Here is a 19,604-nt window from a genome sequence, read left to right as displayed (position 1 = left end):
TGTCCGATATGGGGCGCTTTTTTTCGCTCCTTTCACGAGGACATGCCGTCGATGCCGCCCGGGATCAGCGCATGCTGGATATCCTGAGCCATCAGGAAGATAACTGCATCCTACCGGCCCAGCTGCCTCATACGGTACGGGTGGATCACAAGACGGGGGAACTGGATGGCATATACCATGACTGCGGACTCATTTATGCTCCGTCCGGACCGTTCATTTTATGCCTCATGGCGGATGGCGTATCCGATGAACCCCGTCTGTTTTATGGGCTTTCGTATTTTACCCGGGCGGTATATGACGAACTGGCCCGGTCATAGAAACACGGCAATCAGATATATTCAGACATATTATAAATTTTTTAGAATACTTTTCTACAAAAAGGCTGTAGAAATCATGCGCATATGATATAATAAGATATTCAATAATATGTGGCAGTCATATGCCAGACGGAATAGGGGAGAGAAATAGTGGCAGAAAAGGAAACATCACAGCAGGCTCCGGTGCCACAGGAATATATCGTGCCGCTGGCAGGTGTTTTCAAGGTCCTTGGTGACCCGACGCGCCTGCGCATCCTGCAGGCACTGATGGGAGGAGAGTGTTGTGTCAGTGATCTGGCGGACAAACTGGTCATGGAACAATCGGCCGTATCCCACCAGTTGCGTGTCCTCCGGGATGCGGCGCTTGTCCAGTTCCGGCGTCAGGGAAAAACGGTTTATTACTCCCTTGCCGATGAACACGTATATACCCTGCTGAAAGTAGGGCTGGAGCATGTGGCGGAATGAGCCGTAGCTGAGAGAGAAGGATCTATATGTATATTTGTTTGATGCGTCACGGTAAAGCGGAACCATACAGGGACGGGCAGGATGACAGCGGACGCGTTCTGACCAGCCGGGGTATACAGGATGTCCGTGATATGGCGGCATTGGCCCGGAAATGGTGGCCCGGTGGTACGACCCGCATCTGGACGAGCCCGCTTATCCGGGCCTGTCAGACGGCAGATATCATGAGCCAGTCCCTGCAGCCGGCCGCCATCCGCACGGATTGCTACATAGGCGATGGCGACCTTTCCGGCCTGTATGAGGAGCTGAAGGCCTTGCCGGAAACGGATACACTGCTGATTGTCGGACATCAGCCGTATCTGGACCGGTGGACCGAAGCCTGGACCGGTTCTCCTGCAGGATTCAAGACGGCCAGTATGGCCCTGGTTTCGTATGATCCCTATGATGGGAACTTCGGAAAGGGAAAATTGCTTTTATATCTGCACCCGGCTGGCGCGCGCCTGTTCCTGGGACAGGCTGCCCAGTAATGTGATTTTGACTCTTGGGAGGTTTTATATATGAAACATGTGTTATCGATTGCCGGTACAGATCCGTCCGGTGGTGCCGGTGCGGCAGCGGACTGCAAGACCTTTTGTGCCCACGGCTGTTTTGCCCTCAATGTTATTACGGCTGTTGTTTCGCAAAATACACAGGGCGTACGCGGATATATGGATGTAACGCCGGATCTCATTGCCGACCAGATTGATGCTGTCTTTGAAGATATCGACGTAGATGCCGTCAAAATCGGCATGGTAAGTGTGCCGGAAACGATTCGCGTCATTGCCGATAAACTCCGGCAGTATCAGCCGCGCTTCGTCGTCATTGACCCGGTCATGGTAGCTACCAGCGGACACCGGCTGCTCGTCCCCGAAGCGGAACAGACGCTGAAAGAAGTCCTGCTTCCACTGGCCGATGTCCTTACGCCAAACATTCCTGAAGCAGAAGTGCTGACGGGAAAGACGATAGAAAACCTGTCCGACATGGAAGATGCGGCTAAAGCTATCAGTGCCATGGGTGCCAGGGCCGTCCTGGTCAAAGGCGGGCACCGCGTGGAAGATGCTACGGACATTTTATTTGACGGTCAGGAACTCCATTACTTCAAGGGCAAACGCGTAGACAGTACGAGTACCCACGGTACAGGCTGTTCGTTGTCAAGCGCCATTGCTTCAGACCTGGCTAATGGCATGAGCCTTACCGATGCCGTGGCGGAAGCCAAGCAGTATGTGTATGAAGGGATTGCCCATGCCGAACCGATTGGCAAGGGGCACGGACCGATCCATCACTTCTATGAATTATATAAAAAGGCGGGCCTGCAATAGCCCCGGTGTGAGGTGATACTATGTTTACAAAAAAACTGAAAAAGGCTGCCCTGGCAGCGGCGGCAATTTGTACCATCGGCGGAGCGGCCTTTGCGGCGACACCGCAGCAGACCTATATGGATGCAGTGAATACGATGAGTACCCATCCGGAAGGGACGTATACGACCCAGGTGAAGATTGTCATGCCCTTTGTTGGTACCGTTACGGGCCATCAGCAGGCGTTTATCCAGCTGGAACCAGAAGCAAAAGCCCGTTTCGACACGTGGGCGACAAGCAGCCAGGGCGGGGATAGTGAAAAAGTTTCCGGTTACATGGAACAGGACGGGGCCAGACTGGTCATTTATTATCCCCAGACAGAACGGAATAAAAATAAGTCGTCCAAAACAGTATGGAAGAAAGCATCTATACCTCTGAAAGACGGCCGTTCTATGGCAGAAATCATTCGTCATGAACAGCACAAAGATGTCCTGAATGGCGTTAAATCGGTGACGGCCCTCGGCGGTGACCGGTATAATGTCGTCTATGATATGTCCCGCATTTATAAAGATGGCGACGAAAAGGAATGGGAAAAACAGGGACTTACGAAAGCGGAGGACCGGGAACTGTTGAAATCCGTCCTTCTGGCTCTGAAGGACAGTGGCGATGTATCGGCCCAGCTGACCATTGACCCCCGTTCCCACCGGATTACCCATGTCTCGGTACCGCTGACGGCACAGATGCGGTCTGTCACATCGGCTATAGCCGATAAGGCAGCAGATTATGCACCGGACAAGAAAGCGGAACTGGCTATGGCCAAACAGTTTGCCATGAATAGTACGGTATCTTTTGACTGTGACTGGTCTCTGCTGCCTCAGGGGATTGATCTCACTGTACCAGAATCAGTTAAGAAAAAAGCGGTAGAAGATAAAGATGGCAATATTCTCGTGCTTCAGGTCGGCGACCAGAAATAATATATGCTTTTTGCCAGGCATATAGTGTATATTTTTATCGTTATTTTGAAAAATTCTTGTCAAAGAAAATCGATAGTTATTGACAGATAGCCCAAAATAAAAGAAAATAATAGTAAGTAGTTTGAGCGGATACAGCACGAACCCAAATATGTATAGGAGGTAAGAAATTGGCTAAGAAGGAAAAACTTCTTGTAATTCCTCTGGGAGGCCTGGGTGAAATCGGTAAGAACATGACCGTTATCCAGTACGGCGATGATATTGTTGTCATCGATGCCGGGCTGGCATTTCCTGACGATGACATGTTCGGTATCGACCTGGTCATCCCCGACATGAGTTACTTGATTGAAAACAAAGATAAAGTGCGGGCTATTGTCATTACGCATGGTCATGAAGACCACATCGGCAGCTTATCCTATCTGCTGAATGAAGTGAATGCGCCTGTATACGCGACGAAACTCGTCTGCGGTCTCATTGAAGGAAAGTTAAAAGAAAATCATATTACAAATTATCAGTTAAACGAAGTGCATCATGGAGATGAAGTGCAGATCGGCTGTATGAAGGTGGGGTTCATTCATACGAATCATTCCATCCCCGATGCGAGCGCTCTCTACTTCCGTACGCCTGTAGGTACCATTGTCCATACGGGTGACTTCAAGATGGACCTGACACCGGTAGACGGACTGCCTATGGATATCCACAAATTTGCCGACCTGGGCCGCCGCGGCGTACTGCTTCTCATGTCAGACAGTACCAATGCGGAACGGCCGGGGTATACGGAGTCGGAAACAACCGTCAGTGTCGCCTTCCGCAAAGCTTTCGGCGAAGCGAAAGGCCGGATTATCCTGGCGACATTTGCATCCAACATTTCCCGTATCCAGCAGGCTATCAATACAGCCGTACTGTTCAAACGGAAAGTTACTGTCCTCGGGCGCAGCATGGTCAATAACGTGCAGATTGCCATTGATCTGGGCTACCTGGAAGTACCGGACGGCGTGCTCATCGAACCGGATGAACTGAACCGCTATCCAGCCGATCAGGTGCTTATCCTGACGACGGGCAGCCAGGGCGAACCTATGGCCGGCCTGTCCCGCATGGCATCTAATAATCACCGCAGCGTCAGCATCATGCCCGGTGATACGGTTATTATCTCGGCAACGCCGATTCCAGGCAATGAAACCGGTGTGGGCCGGACTATCGATAACCTGATGAAGCTGGGCGCTACGGTCATTGCCGGTCGGGATAAAAGAATGCATGTTTCCGGCCATGCCAGTCAGGAAGAATTGAAGATCATGCTCAGCCTGATCAAGCCGAAATACTTCATCCCTGTCCATGGTGAATACCGCATGCTGCGGAAACACGGGGAACTGGCCGTACAGATGGGAGTGGCGAAAGATCACGTCCTCATCGGCGATAACGGGCAGATTTTCGAATTCTCCAACCGTTCCGGCCATAAGACGGGCCATGTCAATGCCGGACGCGTCTTTGTCGATGGCCTCGGCGTCGGCGATGTAGGTAATATCGTCATCCGGGACCGGCAGCAGCTGGCTATGGAAGGTGTTGTCATCGTCGTCATGACCCTGGCAAAGGGCACGAGTCATGCTCTGGCAGGCCCGGATATCGTATCCCGTGGATTTGTCTATGTCCGGGATTCAGAAGAACTCATGCGTGAAGCCCACGAAAAAGTAGCAGCTGTACTGGAACGCTGCGAAGCCGGTAATATCCGCGAATGGGCTGTCATTAAGTCGCAGGTCCGGGATACGCTGAGCCGCTATCTCTGTGAAAAAACACGGCGGCGTCCTATGATTCTGCCTATCATCATGGAAGTATAGCCTAAATTGCATACAGCAGGCAGCGGAGGTTTATGCCTCCGCTGTCAGTTTTGATAGCCCTTTTATCTGGAAGGAGTGGAACTCTATGGAGCAGACACGTGCCGGTTACTGGACAGCAGGCGTCTTCTTTGCTGCTTTGCTGCTGATCATGGCGCTGCTGGCCCCGCTGGTGCCGGGACTGCCCTTTATCGGAGCTTTGATTCTTATATTTTACTTGCCGGTCCTGTGTGTCCAGTATGGACTTCCAGTGGCATTGCTACTGGCGGCCGGTCCTGTGCTGGTCCTGGCTTTTATGGCCTCTCCTGTGCTGGCGGCGCTGCAGTGGGGCATCCCGGCTGTCATGGCCTTTGCTGTAGGAACCGGGTATAGCCGCCGTATCGCCCCACTGCGCATCTTCGGATTTGTGGCAGGCGGCATCATCGCCCTTGCCCTGCTCGCCTGTCTCGGTGTGACTGTCATCGGAAAGGTACCATTATACGATATGCTTCAGCAGATTGTGAACCAGGCAGCCGATGAAGCCGTAGCGTATTATATACAGAGCAATCCCGCTTCGGCCCAGGTAGTAGCCGTCCATCAGGAAGTCGAAATGCTGAAGAAGACCATTCCCGTCATGATACCACTTCAGGTCTGCATGGGAATTCTCATGACGGTCTACCTGCAGATCCGCATTACCCAGCCGGTCCTGGCACGCAAAGGCTATAATATTCTGCCCTTTCCCCCTATCCGGCTTTGGGAAATTCCACGGGCTATGGTATACTTATATATACTGGCTATGGTCATGAAATACTGGGGGACGTCCCGGCACATTGACTGGCTGAATATACTGGCCGTCAATGCCGATCAGCTGGCCTCATTTTTTATCTGTATTGAAGGACTGGCTTTTATTCTGTACCTGCTGCAACACCGGCTTGTGTTAAAATCGGGATCGCAGGCTATGATAGTCATCCTCGTACTCTTTGTCCCCATATTCCAGATTGTGGCGTTTATTTTCGGACTCGCGGATATGCTGCTCAATTACCGCAAAAAACGGGAAGCCATGTAACCGCAGGAGGCGGGAGTATGTTTAAAAAATTATTAACCAACCGCAATGAAGAGACCTTTATCGGCGTCGTGCTGGTACTGCTCCTGATCGTTGCCTTTTACAACTGGATTATTGCGCTCCTTGCCGGCATTGTCATCGGCGGCGTCTATGTTCTGACGCATAAGACCAATACGGAACGGAACAGGGAAATCAGCCAGCTTTTCGATGCGATTTCCCAGAGTGTAGACCAGGCATCGACCTATGCCGTCCAGAATCTGCCTATTGGCATCGCCATTGTCGATATGGAATCGAGCCTGTGCTGGGCTAACAGCGTATTCCGAGACTGGGTCGGTGATATCGAAGACGATCAGCGGCTGGATTATATTATGCCGAACCTCAATATCGACAAATTCTGGGGGAAATTCGGTTACTTTTTTGAACATATTGGCAAGCGCTATTATCGCGTAGTCTATAAGTATCTGCAGACAGAGGGATCGGAAGAAGACAACTATCTCATATTGTATTTTGAAGATATCACGGAAACGGAACAGCAGAAAATGAACTGTCTGGCTGCAATGCCTGTCTTTTGTGATATCGCCATCGACAATATGGAAGAAGTCGGTAAGGGCATGACAGCCGTACAACAGGCGACGCTCTGGACCAATGTCAACAATTGTCTGATTGATGCGCTGACAGCACACAATGCGTTTGTCCGTTCTTATGGCAATGACAATTATATAGCCTGCCTGAGCCGGGAAGCGCTGAATACGCTGAAGGAAGATAATTTCTCCTTCTTGGAACAAATCCGTTCTATCCATACGGTCAACCGCATACCCGTTACGGTCAGCATGGGGATAGCCGCGTTTTCTGAAGATATTGTTACACAAGGAAAGGCCAATTTCAACGAACTGGCGGACAAGGCTCATTCCGGACTCGACCTGGCCCTGGGGCGTGGCGGCGATCAGGTCGTCGTCTATGAAGAAGATGGGACCGCGCATTTTTATGGCGGAAAGACCCGGTCTGTAGAAAAAAATACCCGCGTCCGTGCCAGAGTCGTATCTCAGGCTATCAGAGAACTCATTGAAACCTCTGATCTGGTGCTCATCATGGGCCATGAACGGGAAGATTATGACAGCATCGGCGCCGCTATCGGCGTAGCACGCATGGCAAAAATCGGGGGCAAACCTGTTCATATCGTCATCAGCCGCCAGACGGAAGCCATCAGCCGGATTGAAAAGGAAATCCGCGACGTGCCGGAGTTTAAGGACCTGCTCATCACGGCCGATATGGCCGAAGTGGCCTGCAATGACCAGACCCTGCTGTTCATCGTCGATACGCACCGGCCGGATATGACCGTGGCACCGCAGCTTCTCGATAAGACGGAACGGCGTGTCGTCATCGATCATCATCGCCGCAGCAGTGATTTCATCAAAAAACCACTGCTCGTGTATACGGAACCGTCCAGTTCCTCGACGAGCGAACTGGTGACAGAATTACTGCAATATTTTGACGAAGACCCGGAACTGCAGAAAATCGAAGCGACCGCCCTCTATGCGGGCATCGTCGTCGATACGAAGAATTTTTCTGTCCAGACGGGTGTGCGCACCTTTGACGCGGCTGCCTATCTGCGCCGCTGTGGCGCAGATCCGGATATTGTCCGCGAATTGTTCAGTTCTGATTTTGATTCGGTCAAACTTAAGGCACGGCTGCTGTCGGAAGCGCGCATTGCTGATGGTATCGCCATGACGAGCTGTCCCAAAGAGGTTCCCAACGCTCAGATCATATCCGCCCAGGTAGCCGATATGCTGGTCAATATTACTGATGTAGAAGCAGCCTTTACATTTTATGAATTACCCGATAATATCATAGGTGTCAGCGCCCGTTCCAAGGGTGATATCAATGTGCAGCTCATTATGGAAGCCATTGGCGGCGGCGGCCACCGCACGGTCGCCGGCGTACAGCTCAAAGGGCGCACGCTCATAGAAGCACAAGATGAAGTCATGGATGCCATCCATGAAGTACTCGATAAAGGGAGAGATACAGTATGAAAGTAGTATTATTACAGGATGTAAAAAAATTAGGTAAAAAAGGCGATATCATAGAAGTATCCGAAGGCTATGGCCGCAATTTCCTGCTGCCCCGCAAATTGGCTGCACCGGGAACATCCGGCAATATCAACGATGCCAAACAGAAAAAGGCTGCCGCTGTCCACAAGGCACAGGTCGCTTCTGATGAAGCCCTTATCCTTGCCAGCCAGCTGAAAAAGGTAGAACTGACGATTCCTGTCCGCGTCGGAGAAGGTGGAAAGATTTTTGGCGCTATTACGGGGAAAACAATCAGCGAAGCCGCTAAAGCGCAATATAATATCGATTTAGACAAGAAGAAAGTAGAAATCAAGAATCCGATTAAAGCTTTGGGAACGTACGATGTCGTGATTCATGTCCATCCTACTATTTCCAGTGAAATTAAAATTCATGTCGTAGAAGAATAATTCCTGAGGTCAGCCTATGAAAGAATTACTGGATAAGCTGCTGCAGCGTCATAAGTATCTGGAACCGACTGCGGAAGAAGAACTGCGCCGTCAGGTGAATGTCCTGTACGGTGCCTTTACCGGCCTGATCGGTCCGGAAAAGATGGTTCTCCGGGCCAGCAAATATTCGGCTTTGGCGTACGTTCATTCGGAAGACCCCCGCCGTCGTATCGTCGGGCTGCAGCGGCTGGTCTATGAAGATGCGTCATATGATAAGGTGCCTTCTGATGACGAAGTTGTCGATGTCCTGAACGAGCTGGAGAATGTGCTGGCAGAAATGCTGGCCCGTCAGGCCGTGGAAGAACGGCTGGAAAAGAAAATCAGCCAGCGCATGGAAGAAAAGCAGCAGGAGTACGTACAGGAAATCAAAATGGAGCTCATCAAGGAGGAACTCCACGATGTGGAAACACCGCAGACGAAAAAAAAGCTGGACGATCTGCAGCATCTTGATTCCATTCATCTGACAGAATCGGTCATGCAGCGCGTCCGGCCTAAAACGCTTTCAGCCATTGTAGGTCAGGACCGGGCTGTCGAAGCGATGGAAAGCAAGCTGGCATCGGTGTATCCCCAGCACTTGCTCCTGTACGGGCCTCCCGGCGTGGGAAAAACGACGGCAGCCAGAATTGTCCTGAATGAGGCAAAAAAGCTGCCTTTTACGCCCTTTGGACCAGATGCGCCCTTTGTCGAAACGGACGGGGCGACACTGCGCTGGGATGCCCGCGATATGACCAATCCGCTCATCGGATCGGTCCACGATCCCATCTATCAGGGTGCCCGTCATGACCTGGCTGAAACGGGGATTCCCGAACCAAAACCGGGACTGGTGACGGAAGCCCACGGCGGCATTCTGTTCATCGATGAAATTGGTGAAATGGATCCCATGCTGCTCAATAAACTCCTGAAAGTACTGGAAGACAAGCGGGTCCGCTTTGAATCAGCGTATTATGATGAAACGGATCCCCATATTCCGGCGTATATCCGCAAATTATTTGCCGAAGGAGCGCCTGCTGATTTCGTGCTCATCGGTGCGACGACGAGGGATCCGTCAGAAATTAATCCGGCTATCCGGTCCCGGTGCGCCGAAATATATTTCGAGCCCCTCGTGCCGGCTGATATCCAGCAGATCGTCACCAATGCGGCACAGTCCCTGGGTGTTACCATGGAGGACGGTGTAGCCGAACTGATTAGTACCTTTACTATTGAAGGGCGGAAAGCCGTCAATATCCTGGCCGATACGTACGGTCTGGCTGTCTTCCGCTCCGGCAGCAATGATCATGTCGTACTGACGAAAGAGCTGGTAGAGAGGGTGGCCCAGATCAGCCGTCTCGTCCCGTATGTGACCGAAAAAGCGTCATCCCTTCCGGCTGTGGGCAAAGTCTTTGGACTGGGCGTAGCCGGTTTTCTCGGTTCCGCCATCGAAATTGAAGCCGTTGCCTATCCGGCCCGTACGCCGGGAAAAGGGTATTTCCGCTTCAATGATACGGCCGGCTCCATGGCCAAGGATTCCATGTTCAATGCCGCCGCTGTCGTACGCCGCATAACCGGTAAGGAATTGTCTGATTACGATGTCAATGTCAACTTCGTTGGAGGGGGCAACATCGATGGCCCCTCGGCGGGTTGTGCCATCACGACGGCACTGATTTCGGCAGTTACGGGGAAAGCAGTCCGACAGGACATTGCCATGACTGGCGAAATTTCGATACAGGGACTTGTCAAGCCCGTCGGCGGTGTGTTTGAAAAAGCATACGGAGCTCGCCAGGCTGGCATGAAAGGCATAGTGATTCCCGAAGAAAATCAGCGGGATATACCGGAGCATCATCTGAATCTTCAGATTTATAGTACCCGCACCATTGAGGAAGTCCTCGATATCATGCTTGTAAAATAGGGGAGAATAGTATGGAACAACGGATTCCGCCGCAGAATGTCGAAGCAGAACAGGCCGTACTCGGCGCCATGATGCTCGACCATAATGCTGTCATCACGGCTATGGAAGTCTTGCAGCCCCATGATTTTTACCGGGAAATACACCGGACCATTTTTGAGGCTATGGAAAACCTGCACCGTGAAAATAAGGAAATCGATCTGATTACCTTACCGGAAGAGCTGCGCCGTATGAAAAAACTGGATGCAGCAGGCGGTCTGGAATACGTCCTCAGTCTGCCCAATCTGGTGGCGACGGCAGCCAATATTGAATATCATGCCAATATCGTCAAAGACAAGGCAATGACCCGTGATCTCATCACGACATGTACGGATCTGACGACAGAAGCCTACGATGGAGAAAAAGAAGCAGACGAACTCATAGACGATGCGGAACGAAAAATATTCCACCTCGCTGAAAATAAAAAAAGCGGCGACTTTGATCCTGTCGGAAAAGTCGTCGAAGACACGCTGGATAAGATTTCCAAGCTTTATGAAAATAAAGCCGGCCTGACGGGGCTGCCTACGGGATTCCGGGACCTTGATAAGCTGACGTCGGGCTTGCAGCCATCAGACCTGATTCTCATTGCAGCCCGGCCGAGTATGGGCAAGACGGCCTTTACGCTGAATATTGCCCAGAATGTCGGTGTGCGTCAGCATAAGACGGTCGCTTTTTTCTCTCTGGAAATGAGCAAGGAACAGCTGGTGCAGCGGCTGCTGTGCCAGATTTCCCATATCGATTCCCAGAAGCTCCGGACAGGCCAGCTCAATACGGATAAGGACTGGGCCCAGCTTACCGATGCGTGTGACAAATTATATCAGGCGCCGATTTATATCGATGACATGCCGGGGATTTCCGTATCGGAAATGCGCTCCAAGGCGCGGCGGCTGAAATCGGAACACGGTCTGGATTTGATTATCGTCGATTATCTGCAGCTCATGCAGGGACGGAATTCAGAAAGCCGCCAGCAGGAAATTTCAGAAATTTCCCGCTCACTAAAAGCGTTGGCGAGAGAGCTGAAAGTACCTCTTATCGCCCTTTCCCAGCTCAGCCGCAGTGTAGAAAGCCGCCAGGACAAGCGGCCCATGCTCAGTGACCTCCGCGAATCGGGGGCGTTGGAACAGGATGCGGATATTGTTGCCTTTCTCTACCGGGAAGATTATTACGATAAGGAAACAGAGAATCAGCATATTACGGAAGTCATCGTGGCAAAACACCGCAATGGCCCGACGGATACGGTTAAACTCTACTTCCGTGGCGAATATACGCTGTTCCTGAATCTGGACCCGACTCACGAATAAAAGATATTTTGCTTTTACCCATATACCCAGACGGGGCTGTAACAACATGGTTCTCTCCATGTCGTTACAGTCCCGTTTTGGCATGTACGATATCGAGATTGCGCAGGAGAATCTTTTTCCCCCGCCAGGAAAAAGGCCGGTTCCCGTAAGTTGTGCGGAACTGGCGGTTCGTAAGTGATTCTATATCTTCTTTCCGCAGCATCGTAAGGCGGTTTTGACGGAATTCCACTATGGGAGTTATGGGAACACCCTTATTATGGGGACAGACCCGCTGACATTCATCACAGCCGAAGATGAGCGGTGTCCTGGCTATAACCTCCATTTCCCTATCGGTAAGGGGTTCCTTCTTCTGGGTAAGATAGGATTTGCAGAGATGATAGTCATATGTTCCCTCCGACAGGCAGCCGCCAGGGCATATGCGCTGGCAGGCACCGCAATGGAGACATTCCCTGTCCATAGGAGCGTCCGGTGTGAGAGGCAGTGTTGTCAGGATGGCACCGATAAAGCAGTACGATCCATACACGGGATGGATGAGACATTGATTGTCACCTACAAATCCCAGACCGGCCTCTACGGCCAGCAGCCGTTCTGTGAGAGGGGATGTGTCAGCAATGCAGCGCTGTGTACCGCCATACGAGGTCAGGATAGCAGACAGCTTTTCCAGATAGGCCGGGACGATGAGATGATAATCTTCGAGCTGACAGTAGAGCGAAAGATTCGTCTTTTCTGTCTCTCTGTTGTAATAGGGAAACAGAATGACGACGGCGGCCTTGCAATCCGGTAACAGAGACGTCAGGTCATAGCGCTCCATTCCCTTTCCCGATGCCAGCGGACAGACGGGCTGCTCTGTTTCCGGAACGGGCAGATGGGCACTGGCGATGCCGGTACAGGTAAGGCCGAGCCTGCGGGCGGCGTCTTTTATGAAATCAGTGTTCATGGACTGCTTCTGATACCGGTTCTTCCAGTTCCGGCGGCAGGATCATCCCTTCTACGGACAGGGACTCTGTGGGAAGTGTATCGGCAGCCAGTGCCGGCGTGTGGCGGAGAATATAGTCATGAGCCGTTATATAGCAAATGCCCAGATGGCTGTCCATGGCCTGGCAGGCTTCGTGTGTGTCTTTGGTTTCCAGGGCATGGACAATCCGCCAGTGCTCTTCCGCTGCTTCGGCACAGCGGCTGCGGCGGCTGTATAAAGAATTAATGCCGGTCCGTTTGATTTTATCCCGCATTTCTTCAACGAGACGGCGCAACATCAGATTGCCGCTGGCGACGATGATCGTGTTGTGGAACTCCGTATCGGAACGGATGAATTCCTGATAATCCGGTGCTGCCTGGGTCTGCTTATACTTAAACAGCTGCTGCTGCACCGTCTGGCGCAGGACTTCCAGATGGTCGGCAGAGATATGTTCGCAGGCCAGCCGTACGGCAAGAATTTCCAGGGCTGTCCGGATCTGGAAGATGTTTTTCAGATCCTGCATACTGAGCCCCTTGACCAGGATACCCCGCTTGGGAATATACTGGACCCAGCCTTCTTTCTGCAGCTGCAGTGCAGCCCGGCGGACAGGCGTGCGGCTGATTTGAAGTTCCGCGGCCAGCGTGCGTTCGCTGAGCATCTGGCCATTGACGTAGGTCTGATCGAGAAGCCGCTGTTTCATCGTACGGTAGACCTGCATCTGTAAGGACTGATTTTTGTATTCCATAACTATATCAACCCCTTTGTGTTTAATGAGCTATCAGTATTATATCATATCCCACAATAGTTTGTTAACCAGTGGTGGCTGTCTTTTGGCATATCCAGAGATGGCAGGCTATGGTATAATAAGAGCGTCGGGGGATGTGGGATGGGAGGCTGAATCATGACCAGGGAAGAAATATCGCAGCATTTCGGCTGCGGTACAGTGGAACAAGCATATGAAAATTCCAAATGGTTTTCTGTCTTTATGCAGCTTCTGTTTACGGGCGTCGGCATTTATTTCTTCTGGCTCATGCTGGCAGAAACGACACTGGCAGCCAAGCTGGATAACATAGCCGTCCTGATTTTTTGTCTCTGGCGTATCGACCGGCAGCGCGATGTCATTTGTTACGTCACGGCAAAGGGGCTGGTCGTCCGGCGGCAGTTTATGTCTCTGGAAGAGTTTTTTGATGAACAGCTCCATCCGGACCGCAATCTGGTGTTTATCCGCTATGAAGATATTTTTGAAATTTCCGACAACTGGAAGGAAATACAGCTCGGAGCGGCAGAAGAAGGCGGCCTGGCCGTACTGCCCGTTCATCTGCAATTCCTTCCCCGGCAATATAAGCAGGAAATCATGGACCGTATTAAAAAAGAACAGGAAACGGATGATAAGGACGATAAAAAGGGATGACAGGCGTTTCTGTTTAACCATGTGTTATTGCATTATCCTGACCTGAACTATGATAATTCCGTATACCTATTTTACTTTATTATTTTAATAAAATAAAGTAAAATATAGGCATTGATGTTTTACTTTATAGTCCTTGAACAGGATGTGGGGGAGCGATCAGATGAGACATTGGCAGAAATATGCCGCAATAGGCATGACGGCTGTACTGGCTGCCGGTCTTATGACCGGTTGTGGCAGTGATAAAAAAGCAGAACAGGGTGCATCAGGAGAAAAAAATAAAATCGTCATCGGTCTCGATGACAATTTCCCGCCTTTCGGATTTCACGATGAAAGCGGGGAACTCGTCGGCTTTGATATCGATATGGCAAAAGAAGCGGCCAAACGCCTGGGCATTGAAGTAGAATTCAAACCGATAGACTGGGACAGCAAAGAAACGGAATTGAACAGCAAGAAAATCGATGCCATCTGGAATGGCCTGTCTATTACACCGGAACGGGAAAAGAATATCCTCTTTTCCCGGCCGTATGAAAACGGGCCGCAGATTCTCCTCGTACGGGCCGATTCTCCCATCCAGGGAAAAGCGGACCTGGCAGGCAAAATCGTAGGCACGCAGCAGGGCAGTACCGGTCTGGAAGCCATCAACCAGGAACCACAGCTGCGTGATTCCTTCAAAGAACTCAAGCAATATTCGGATAATGTGACGAGTTTCATGGATCTGGAAGTCGGACGTATTGATGCCGTCGTCGTAGCCAAGACGACAGCCGCTTATTTTATGCAGAAGAACAAGGCGAACTTCCGCATCATCGATGTAGGATATCCCGATATCCCCAGTGGCGTCGGCATGCGCAAGGACGATACGGCACTGAAGGCAAAACTGGATAAAGTGCTGGAAGACATGCATAATGACGGTACGAGCAAAGCCATCTCGGAAAAATGGTTTGGCATTGATATTTCGATGTAATAAGGAGGATATGAAATATGAACTTAAAAAAAGTAATACTGGCAGGCACGCTGGCAGTCACGACGGCAGCCATGATTACAGGTTGCGGCGGACCGGATAAAAAGGCAGCAGACCAGAAGCTGCCTGATAAAATCGTCATCGGCCTCGACGATAATTTCCCGCCTATGGGATTCCGCAATGAAAGCGGCGAACTCGTCGGCTTTGATATCGACCTGGCAAAAGAAGCGGCCAAACGGCTGGGTGTGGAAGTAGAATTCAAGCCCATTGACTGGGACAGTAAGGAAGCGGCCTTACAGAGCAAGCAGGTAGACCTCCTCTGGAATGGCCTGACTATTACCAAAGACCGTTCGGAAAAGATAGCTTTTTCCAAGCCGTATATGAAAAACGCTCAGCTTCTCGTCGTGCGGGCGGATTCCCCGATTACGGACCGGGCTGGTCTTGCCGGAAAGATCATCGGTACCCAGGAAGGCAGCAGTTCTATTGATGCTCTGGATAAGAATAAAGAATTTGAAAATTCCCTTCAGGAAGTCAAGAAATACGGCGATTTCGTCAACGCCTTTATGGACCTGGAAATCGGCCGGACTGACGGTGTCCTCGTCGATAGCGTAGTCGGCCGCTATTACATGACCAAGAAAGAAGGAAAGTTCAAAGTCATCGATGATAAGATGGGCGATGAACAGTTTGGCGTCGGCATGCGCAAGGACGACAAAGTGCTTCAGGATAAGCTGAACGACGTCTTGAAACAGATGACAGAAGATGGTACAATGACTAAGTTGTCCGATAAATGGTTCGGGGAAGATATTACGATTCCCGTTAAATAGTGTATAGTGTTGCTGTATCTGGTGGAGGGGCCGCCTGTGTCTGGGCGGCCCGCTTGTTTGTCCTGACACAGGTACATAGTAAGGGAGTGCCTTATGGAGTATTTATTGCATATCGTGCCTGCCGTAGCCGTGGGGCTGCAGGTTACGCTGAAGATTTTCATCATTACTATTGTGCTCAGCCTGCCTCTCGGGGTGGTCATGGCTATAGCCCGTATTTCAAAAATCAAGCCCCTCAGCAAGTTTATGGGAGCCTATATCTATATCATGCGGGGCACGCCGCTCATGCTGCAGATCCTCTTTATCTATTATGGCCTGCCTTTTATCATCGACGGTCTGAAACTGGCGGACTTCCCGGCAGCCATCATCGCCTTCGTCTTTAACTACGCCGCATATTTCGCTGAAATTTTCCGCGGCGGCATCCAGTCTATTGACAAAGGCCAGTATGAAGGGGCTAAAGTTCTGGGTATGACCTATGTCCAGACCATGCGCCGCATCATCCTGCCCCAGGTCGTAAAACGCGTCCTGCCGCCGGTGGCGAATGAAACCATCAACCTGCTGAAAGATACGTCCCTGGTCTATATCCTGGCCATGAATGATATCCTGCGCATTACCCGGTCCATCGTACAGCGCGATTTTGATACGACCGCCTTTATCGTAGCCGCCGTCTTCTATCTCTTCTTTACGTTTATCCTCACCAAGGTATTTAGTTATCTGGAAAAACGCTTTGCCGTATACGATGAATAGGAGGCACTACGATGAGTTTTATTGAAATGAATCATATCCGTAAACAATTCGGGAATCTGGAAGTACTGAAAGATGTGACGCTGCATATGGAACGCGGTGAAGTCATTTCCATCATCGGTCCATCCGGCAGTGGCAAGAGTACCTTCCTGCGGTGTCTCTGTCAGCTTGAAACCATCAATCGAGGAGAAATCATCGTCGATGGACAGTACATGGTCAAGACGCCGGAAGGCAGCCAGCGCGCCATCTACGAACCGGCTTCCCGTGTACGGGCCATCTGCCGCCGCATGGGCATGGTATTCCAGCATTTCAACCTTTTCCCCCACATGACGGTCCTCGATAATATTCTCGAGGCTCCCCGTGTCGTCAAGGGAATGAAGACGAATGAAATCCTGCCTATAGCTGAATCACTCCTCAAACGGGTCGGCCTGTGGAGTAAGAAGGACGCCTATCCGTCCCAGCTTTCGGGCGGACAGAAACAGCGTGTGGCCATTGCCCGGGCTCTGGCCATGCAGCCGGATATCATGCTCTTTGACGAACCGACATCGGCACTCGATCCGGAGCTGACCGGAGAAGTACTGCGGACTATCAAGCAGCTGGCCGATGAAGATATGACCATGATCATCGTGACCCATGAAATGGCCTTTGCCAAAGAAGTTTCCGACCGGGTCCTGTTCATGGCAGACGGTATTGTCCAGGAAGAAGGAAATCCGGAACAGATTTTTGAACATCCGCAGAATGAACGGACCCAGAGTTTCCTGAAATCCATGCTGCGCTTTTGATCAAAGCTGCACTGTATATTTTAGATATATGGTGCAGTTTTTTATTTCTCCCACGGATTCCGGTATTTATGATATAATGGAAAGGTAAACAATTCGAACGAAAGGCTGTGGTATTATGATGAATCGGATTACCTTGCCGTCTGGCCTTGTATTGGATATGTCCCACCTTTACGGGCCGGATGCCTTGATAACGGAACGAGAAGTGGAAGAGTTTGCTCCTGTCTATCAGAAAGCTCACTCTGTCATGATGGAATTGCGCCAAAAGGGAACGGTTGCCGGCCACCTTTCTAAAGATGGGGAACCGGAAGCGGTACTCTTTCCGCAGCTGCCGTATATTGCAGAAGGCAATATCAATAATCCTGAACGCATCGTGGCATTGGAAGAACTGGGACGGACGGTGCGCAACCGCGTCGATGCCGTCGTATTCTTCGGCATTGGCGGGTCGTATCTGGGCGGCAAAGTCCTGTTTGATGTCCAGTGCGGCGAATTCTGGAACCTTAAGAGTCAGAAAGACCGCAACGGATATCCTAAGGCATTTTTTGCCGGTAATAACGTCGATGCCCATAAGTTGTCCGGCCTGATTCAGACAATGCGTGCAGAAAGTACGGGACAGCAGGATTACACGGTCATGGCCGTCGTTATATCCAAATCGGGATCTACTATCGAGCCCATGTCGAATTATATGATTTTCAAAGAAGCCATGGAAGCTGCGGGGATTTCTATGGAAACCGTAGCCGTCACCGATCCCCACGAAGGAGAAAAGGAAACGCTGCTGCATACGCTGGCCCGTGAATCGGGCTGGCCTATCTTCTACGTACCGGACGGCATCGGTGGCAGGTTCAGCGTCTTTTCCGAAGTAGGACTCATCGTCGGAGCCCTTACGGGATTTGATATCCGGTCCTTCCTTGCCGGTGCCCGTGAAGCGGATCAGGCTGTCAAAAGCGATGACATCACGAAAAATCCGGCCCTTCTCAACAGTGTCCTGAAATTCCTGGCCGGAAGCCGCCATGGGAGAAACCTGGAAGTTCTCATGCCCTATGCCGACAATCTGAAATCTTTATCCGAATGGTATATCCAGCTCCTGGCAGAATCACTGGGTAAACGGCTGAATAAAGAAGGGCAGGTCGTCCATTATGGACGGACGCCGATTGTCGCTGTCGGTACGACGGATATGCATGCCCAGACGCAGGAACACCAGGAAGGCCCCCAGGACAAAGTCGTCCAGTTCGTCTCCATCGAAAAATGGCCTGATGATCTCGTCGTTCCCCATACGTACGATTCCTTTGCCAAACTGGCTGCCTTCAGCGGCCTGCCCTTGAGCCGGATCCTGGAAGCGGCGCGCCGGGCTAATGAAGAAGCCCTCATTGGAGATGGCCGGCCCAGTGCCAATTTCATCCTTCCTGAACTGAACGCCTTTTATCTGGGAGAGCTCATGTTCCTGCTCTGCTGGTCCATTGCCTATGAAGGGGAATATGCCGATGTCGATGCCTTTAACCAGCCGGGGGTAGAAATATACAAACGCTATCTGGGGCAGCATCTGGCAGAAATGAAAAAATAACGGGTTCGTTCCCGGCTCCGCCATTAGGCGTAGATCTGATGTCTTTCGTTTAAATTTGTAGTGAAAGGTGTACTGTGTATCATGAATATTCTCGTTACCGGGGGTGCCGGATATATTGGCAGCCATACTGTAAAAGCATTATTGGAAAAAGGTCATTCTGTAGTCGTACTGGACAATCTGTCCAGGGGACACCGTCAGGCCGTACCATCAGACGTGGAACTCATTGAAGAAGATATCCACCATCTGGAACGGGTAAAACAAATCCTGACAGACCGGAAAATCGAAGGGGTCATGCATTTTGCCGCCCACAGCCAGGTAGGGGAATCGATGGTCAATCCGACTATCTATTATGACAATAATATAGTCGGTTCCTATTACCTGCTGGAAGCGGTCCGCCAGGCCGGTGTGCCTTATATGGTTTTTTCATCTACCGCTGCCGTATATGGCGAACCGGAACAGACTCCCATTACAGAAGATATGCCGTATGCGCCGACCAATGTCTATGGACAGACAAAATTGATGATCGAACACATGCTGGCCCAGTTCAGCCGTGCCTATGGTCTGCGGTATGTGGCCCTGCGTTATTTTAATGCCGCCGGAGCCGATGCAGATGGCAGAATCGGGGAAGATCATACACCGGAAACCCATCTGATTCCGTTGATTTTGCAGACGGCTTTGGGACAGCG

The 19,604-nt window shown here is 51.1% G+C and carries 20 protein-coding genes; 18 read left to right on the top strand and 2 right to left on the bottom strand.

Annotated features, from left to right (window positions below; genetic code table 11):
* From DBO31_RS05720 to dnaB, 11 genes are all read left to right on the top strand, one after another.
* The coding region (locus DBO31_RS05720; protein WP_150824663.1) for a serine hydrolase at positions 1 to 317 on the top strand (317 nt) is incomplete at its 5' end.
* A 150-nt stretch (positions 318 to 467) separates the two neighbouring features.
* Positions 468 to 782, top strand: coding sequence for a helix-turn-helix transcriptional regulator (locus DBO31_RS05715; RefSeq protein WP_059077022.1), 315 nt, complete (start codon positions 468 to 470; stop codon positions 780 to 782).
* Between the two features lie 26 nt (positions 783 to 808).
* A complete protein-coding gene (locus tag DBO31_RS05710; protein ID WP_150824662.1) occupies positions 809 to 1,306 on the top strand; it encodes a histidine phosphatase family protein in 498 nt (165 codons plus the stop codon).
* A gap of 30 nt (positions 1,307 to 1,336) precedes the next feature.
* Entirely contained in the window at positions 1,337 to 2,137 is an 801-nt protein-coding gene (gene thiD / locus DBO31_RS05705; protein WP_059077020.1) for a bifunctional hydroxymethylpyrimidine kinase/phosphomethylpyrimidine kinase, read from the top strand.
* A gap of 20 nt (positions 2,138 to 2,157) precedes the next feature.
* Positions 2,158 to 3,087, top strand: a complete 930-nt coding sequence (locus tag DBO31_RS05700; protein WP_059077019.1) for a hypothetical protein — start codon at positions 2,158 to 2,160, stop codon at positions 3,085 to 3,087.
* Between the two features lie 167 nt (positions 3,088 to 3,254).
* Complete coding sequence (locus DBO31_RS05695; protein ID WP_150824661.1) at positions 3,255 to 4,916, top strand: ribonuclease J; 1,662 nt, start codon at positions 3,255 to 3,257, stop codon at positions 4,914 to 4,916.
* Positions 4,917 to 5,001: 85 nt separating this feature from the next.
* Positions 5,002 to 5,958 (top strand): DUF2232 domain-containing protein, encoded by a 957-nt coding sequence (locus tag DBO31_RS05690; protein WP_059077017.1) that lies wholly within the window; start codon positions 5,002 to 5,004, stop codon positions 5,956 to 5,958.
* A gap of 17 nt (positions 5,959 to 5,975) precedes the next feature.
* Positions 5,976 to 7,985: a DHH family phosphoesterase gene (locus DBO31_RS05685; RefSeq protein ID WP_059077016.1), complete on the top strand. Its 2,010-nt coding sequence runs from the start codon at positions 5,976 to 5,978 to the stop codon at positions 7,983 to 7,985.
* Positions 7,982 to 8,428: a 50S ribosomal protein L9 gene (gene rplI / locus DBO31_RS05680; RefSeq protein WP_059077015.1), complete on the top strand. Its 447-nt coding sequence runs from the start codon at positions 7,982 to 7,984 to the stop codon at positions 8,426 to 8,428. Before DBO31_RS05685 ends, rplI begins: the two co-directional genes overlap by 4 nt.
* Before the next feature lie 16 nt (positions 8,429 to 8,444).
* Positions 8,445 to 10,352: a Lon family ATP-dependent protease gene (gene lonC, locus DBO31_RS05675; protein ID WP_075581876.1), complete on the top strand. Its 1,908-nt coding sequence runs from the start codon at positions 8,445 to 8,447 to the stop codon at positions 10,350 to 10,352.
* An 11-nt stretch (positions 10,353 to 10,363) separates the two neighbouring features.
* The gene (gene dnaB, locus DBO31_RS05670; protein WP_150824660.1) at positions 10,364 to 11,689 is read left to right on the top strand and encodes a replicative DNA helicase; all 1,326 of its coding nucleotides are present in this window, start codon (positions 10,364 to 10,366) and stop codon (positions 11,687 to 11,689) included.
* Positions 11,690 to 11,753: 64 nt separating this feature from the next.
* Here dnaB and DBO31_RS05665 read toward each other — a convergent pair whose 3' ends face one another.
* Together DBO31_RS05665 and DBO31_RS05660 are read right to left on the bottom strand one after the other, a co-directional pair.
* Positions 11,754 to 12,626 (bottom strand): epoxyqueuosine reductase, encoded by an 873-nt coding sequence (locus tag DBO31_RS05665; RefSeq protein ID WP_075581878.1) that lies wholly within the window; start codon positions 12,624 to 12,626, stop codon positions 11,754 to 11,756.
* Positions 12,616 to 13,389, bottom strand: a complete 774-nt coding sequence (locus DBO31_RS05660; protein ID WP_150824659.1) for a GntR family transcriptional regulator — start codon at positions 13,387 to 13,389, stop codon at positions 12,616 to 12,618. Before DBO31_RS05660 ends, DBO31_RS05665 begins: the two co-directional genes overlap by 11 nt.
* Positions 13,390 to 13,545: 156 nt before the next feature.
* On the opposite strand from DBO31_RS05660, the gene DBO31_RS05655 reads away from it, so the two are divergent.
* The 7 genes from DBO31_RS05655 to galE form a co-directional block, all read left to right on the top strand.
* The gene (locus DBO31_RS05655) at positions 13,546 to 14,055 is read left to right on the top strand and encodes a hypothetical protein (RefSeq protein WP_059077011.1); all 510 of its coding nucleotides are present in this window, start codon (positions 13,546 to 13,548) and stop codon (positions 14,053 to 14,055) included.
* Between the two features lie 160 nt (positions 14,056 to 14,215).
* Positions 14,216 to 15,016 (top strand): amino acid ABC transporter substrate-binding protein, encoded by an 801-nt coding sequence (locus DBO31_RS05650; RefSeq protein ID WP_059077010.1) that lies wholly within the window; start codon positions 14,216 to 14,218, stop codon positions 15,014 to 15,016.
* A gap of 17 nt (positions 15,017 to 15,033) precedes the next feature.
* Positions 15,034 to 15,837 carry an amino acid ABC transporter substrate-binding protein gene (locus DBO31_RS05645; protein WP_150824658.1) on the top strand — a complete coding sequence of 268 codons (804 nt, stop codon included), beginning with the start codon at positions 15,034 to 15,036 and terminating at the stop codon, positions 15,835 to 15,837.
* 93 nt (positions 15,838 to 15,930) lie between these two features.
* On the top strand, positions 15,931 to 16,581 hold the full coding sequence (locus DBO31_RS05640; RefSeq protein WP_059077008.1) for an amino acid ABC transporter permease: 651 nt from the start codon (positions 15,931 to 15,933) through the stop codon (positions 16,579 to 16,581).
* A gap of 11 nt (positions 16,582 to 16,592) precedes the next feature.
* A complete protein-coding gene (locus DBO31_RS05635) occupies positions 16,593 to 17,360 on the top strand; it encodes an amino acid ABC transporter ATP-binding protein (RefSeq protein WP_075581881.1) in 768 nt (255 codons plus the stop codon).
* A 118-nt stretch (positions 17,361 to 17,478) separates the two neighbouring features.
* Positions 17,479 to 18,918, top strand: coding sequence for a glucose-6-phosphate isomerase (locus tag DBO31_RS05630; protein WP_150824664.1), 1,440 nt, complete (start codon positions 17,479 to 17,481; stop codon positions 18,916 to 18,918).
* 81 nt (positions 18,919 to 18,999) lie between these two features.
* Positions 19,000 to 19,604, top strand: a 605-nt coding sequence (gene galE, locus DBO31_RS05625) for a UDP-glucose 4-epimerase GalE (RefSeq protein ID WP_150824657.1), incomplete at its 3' end; no start/stop codon positions are given.

The sequence above is a fragment of the Megasphaera sp. DJF_B143 genome (assembly GCF_900320625.1).
GTDB classification, from domain to species: Bacteria; Bacillota; Negativicutes; order Veillonellales; family Megasphaeraceae; genus Megasphaera; species Megasphaera hexanoica.
Note: the sequence above shows the minus strand (reverse complement) of the source record. Positions and strands in the feature narration are given on the sequence as shown.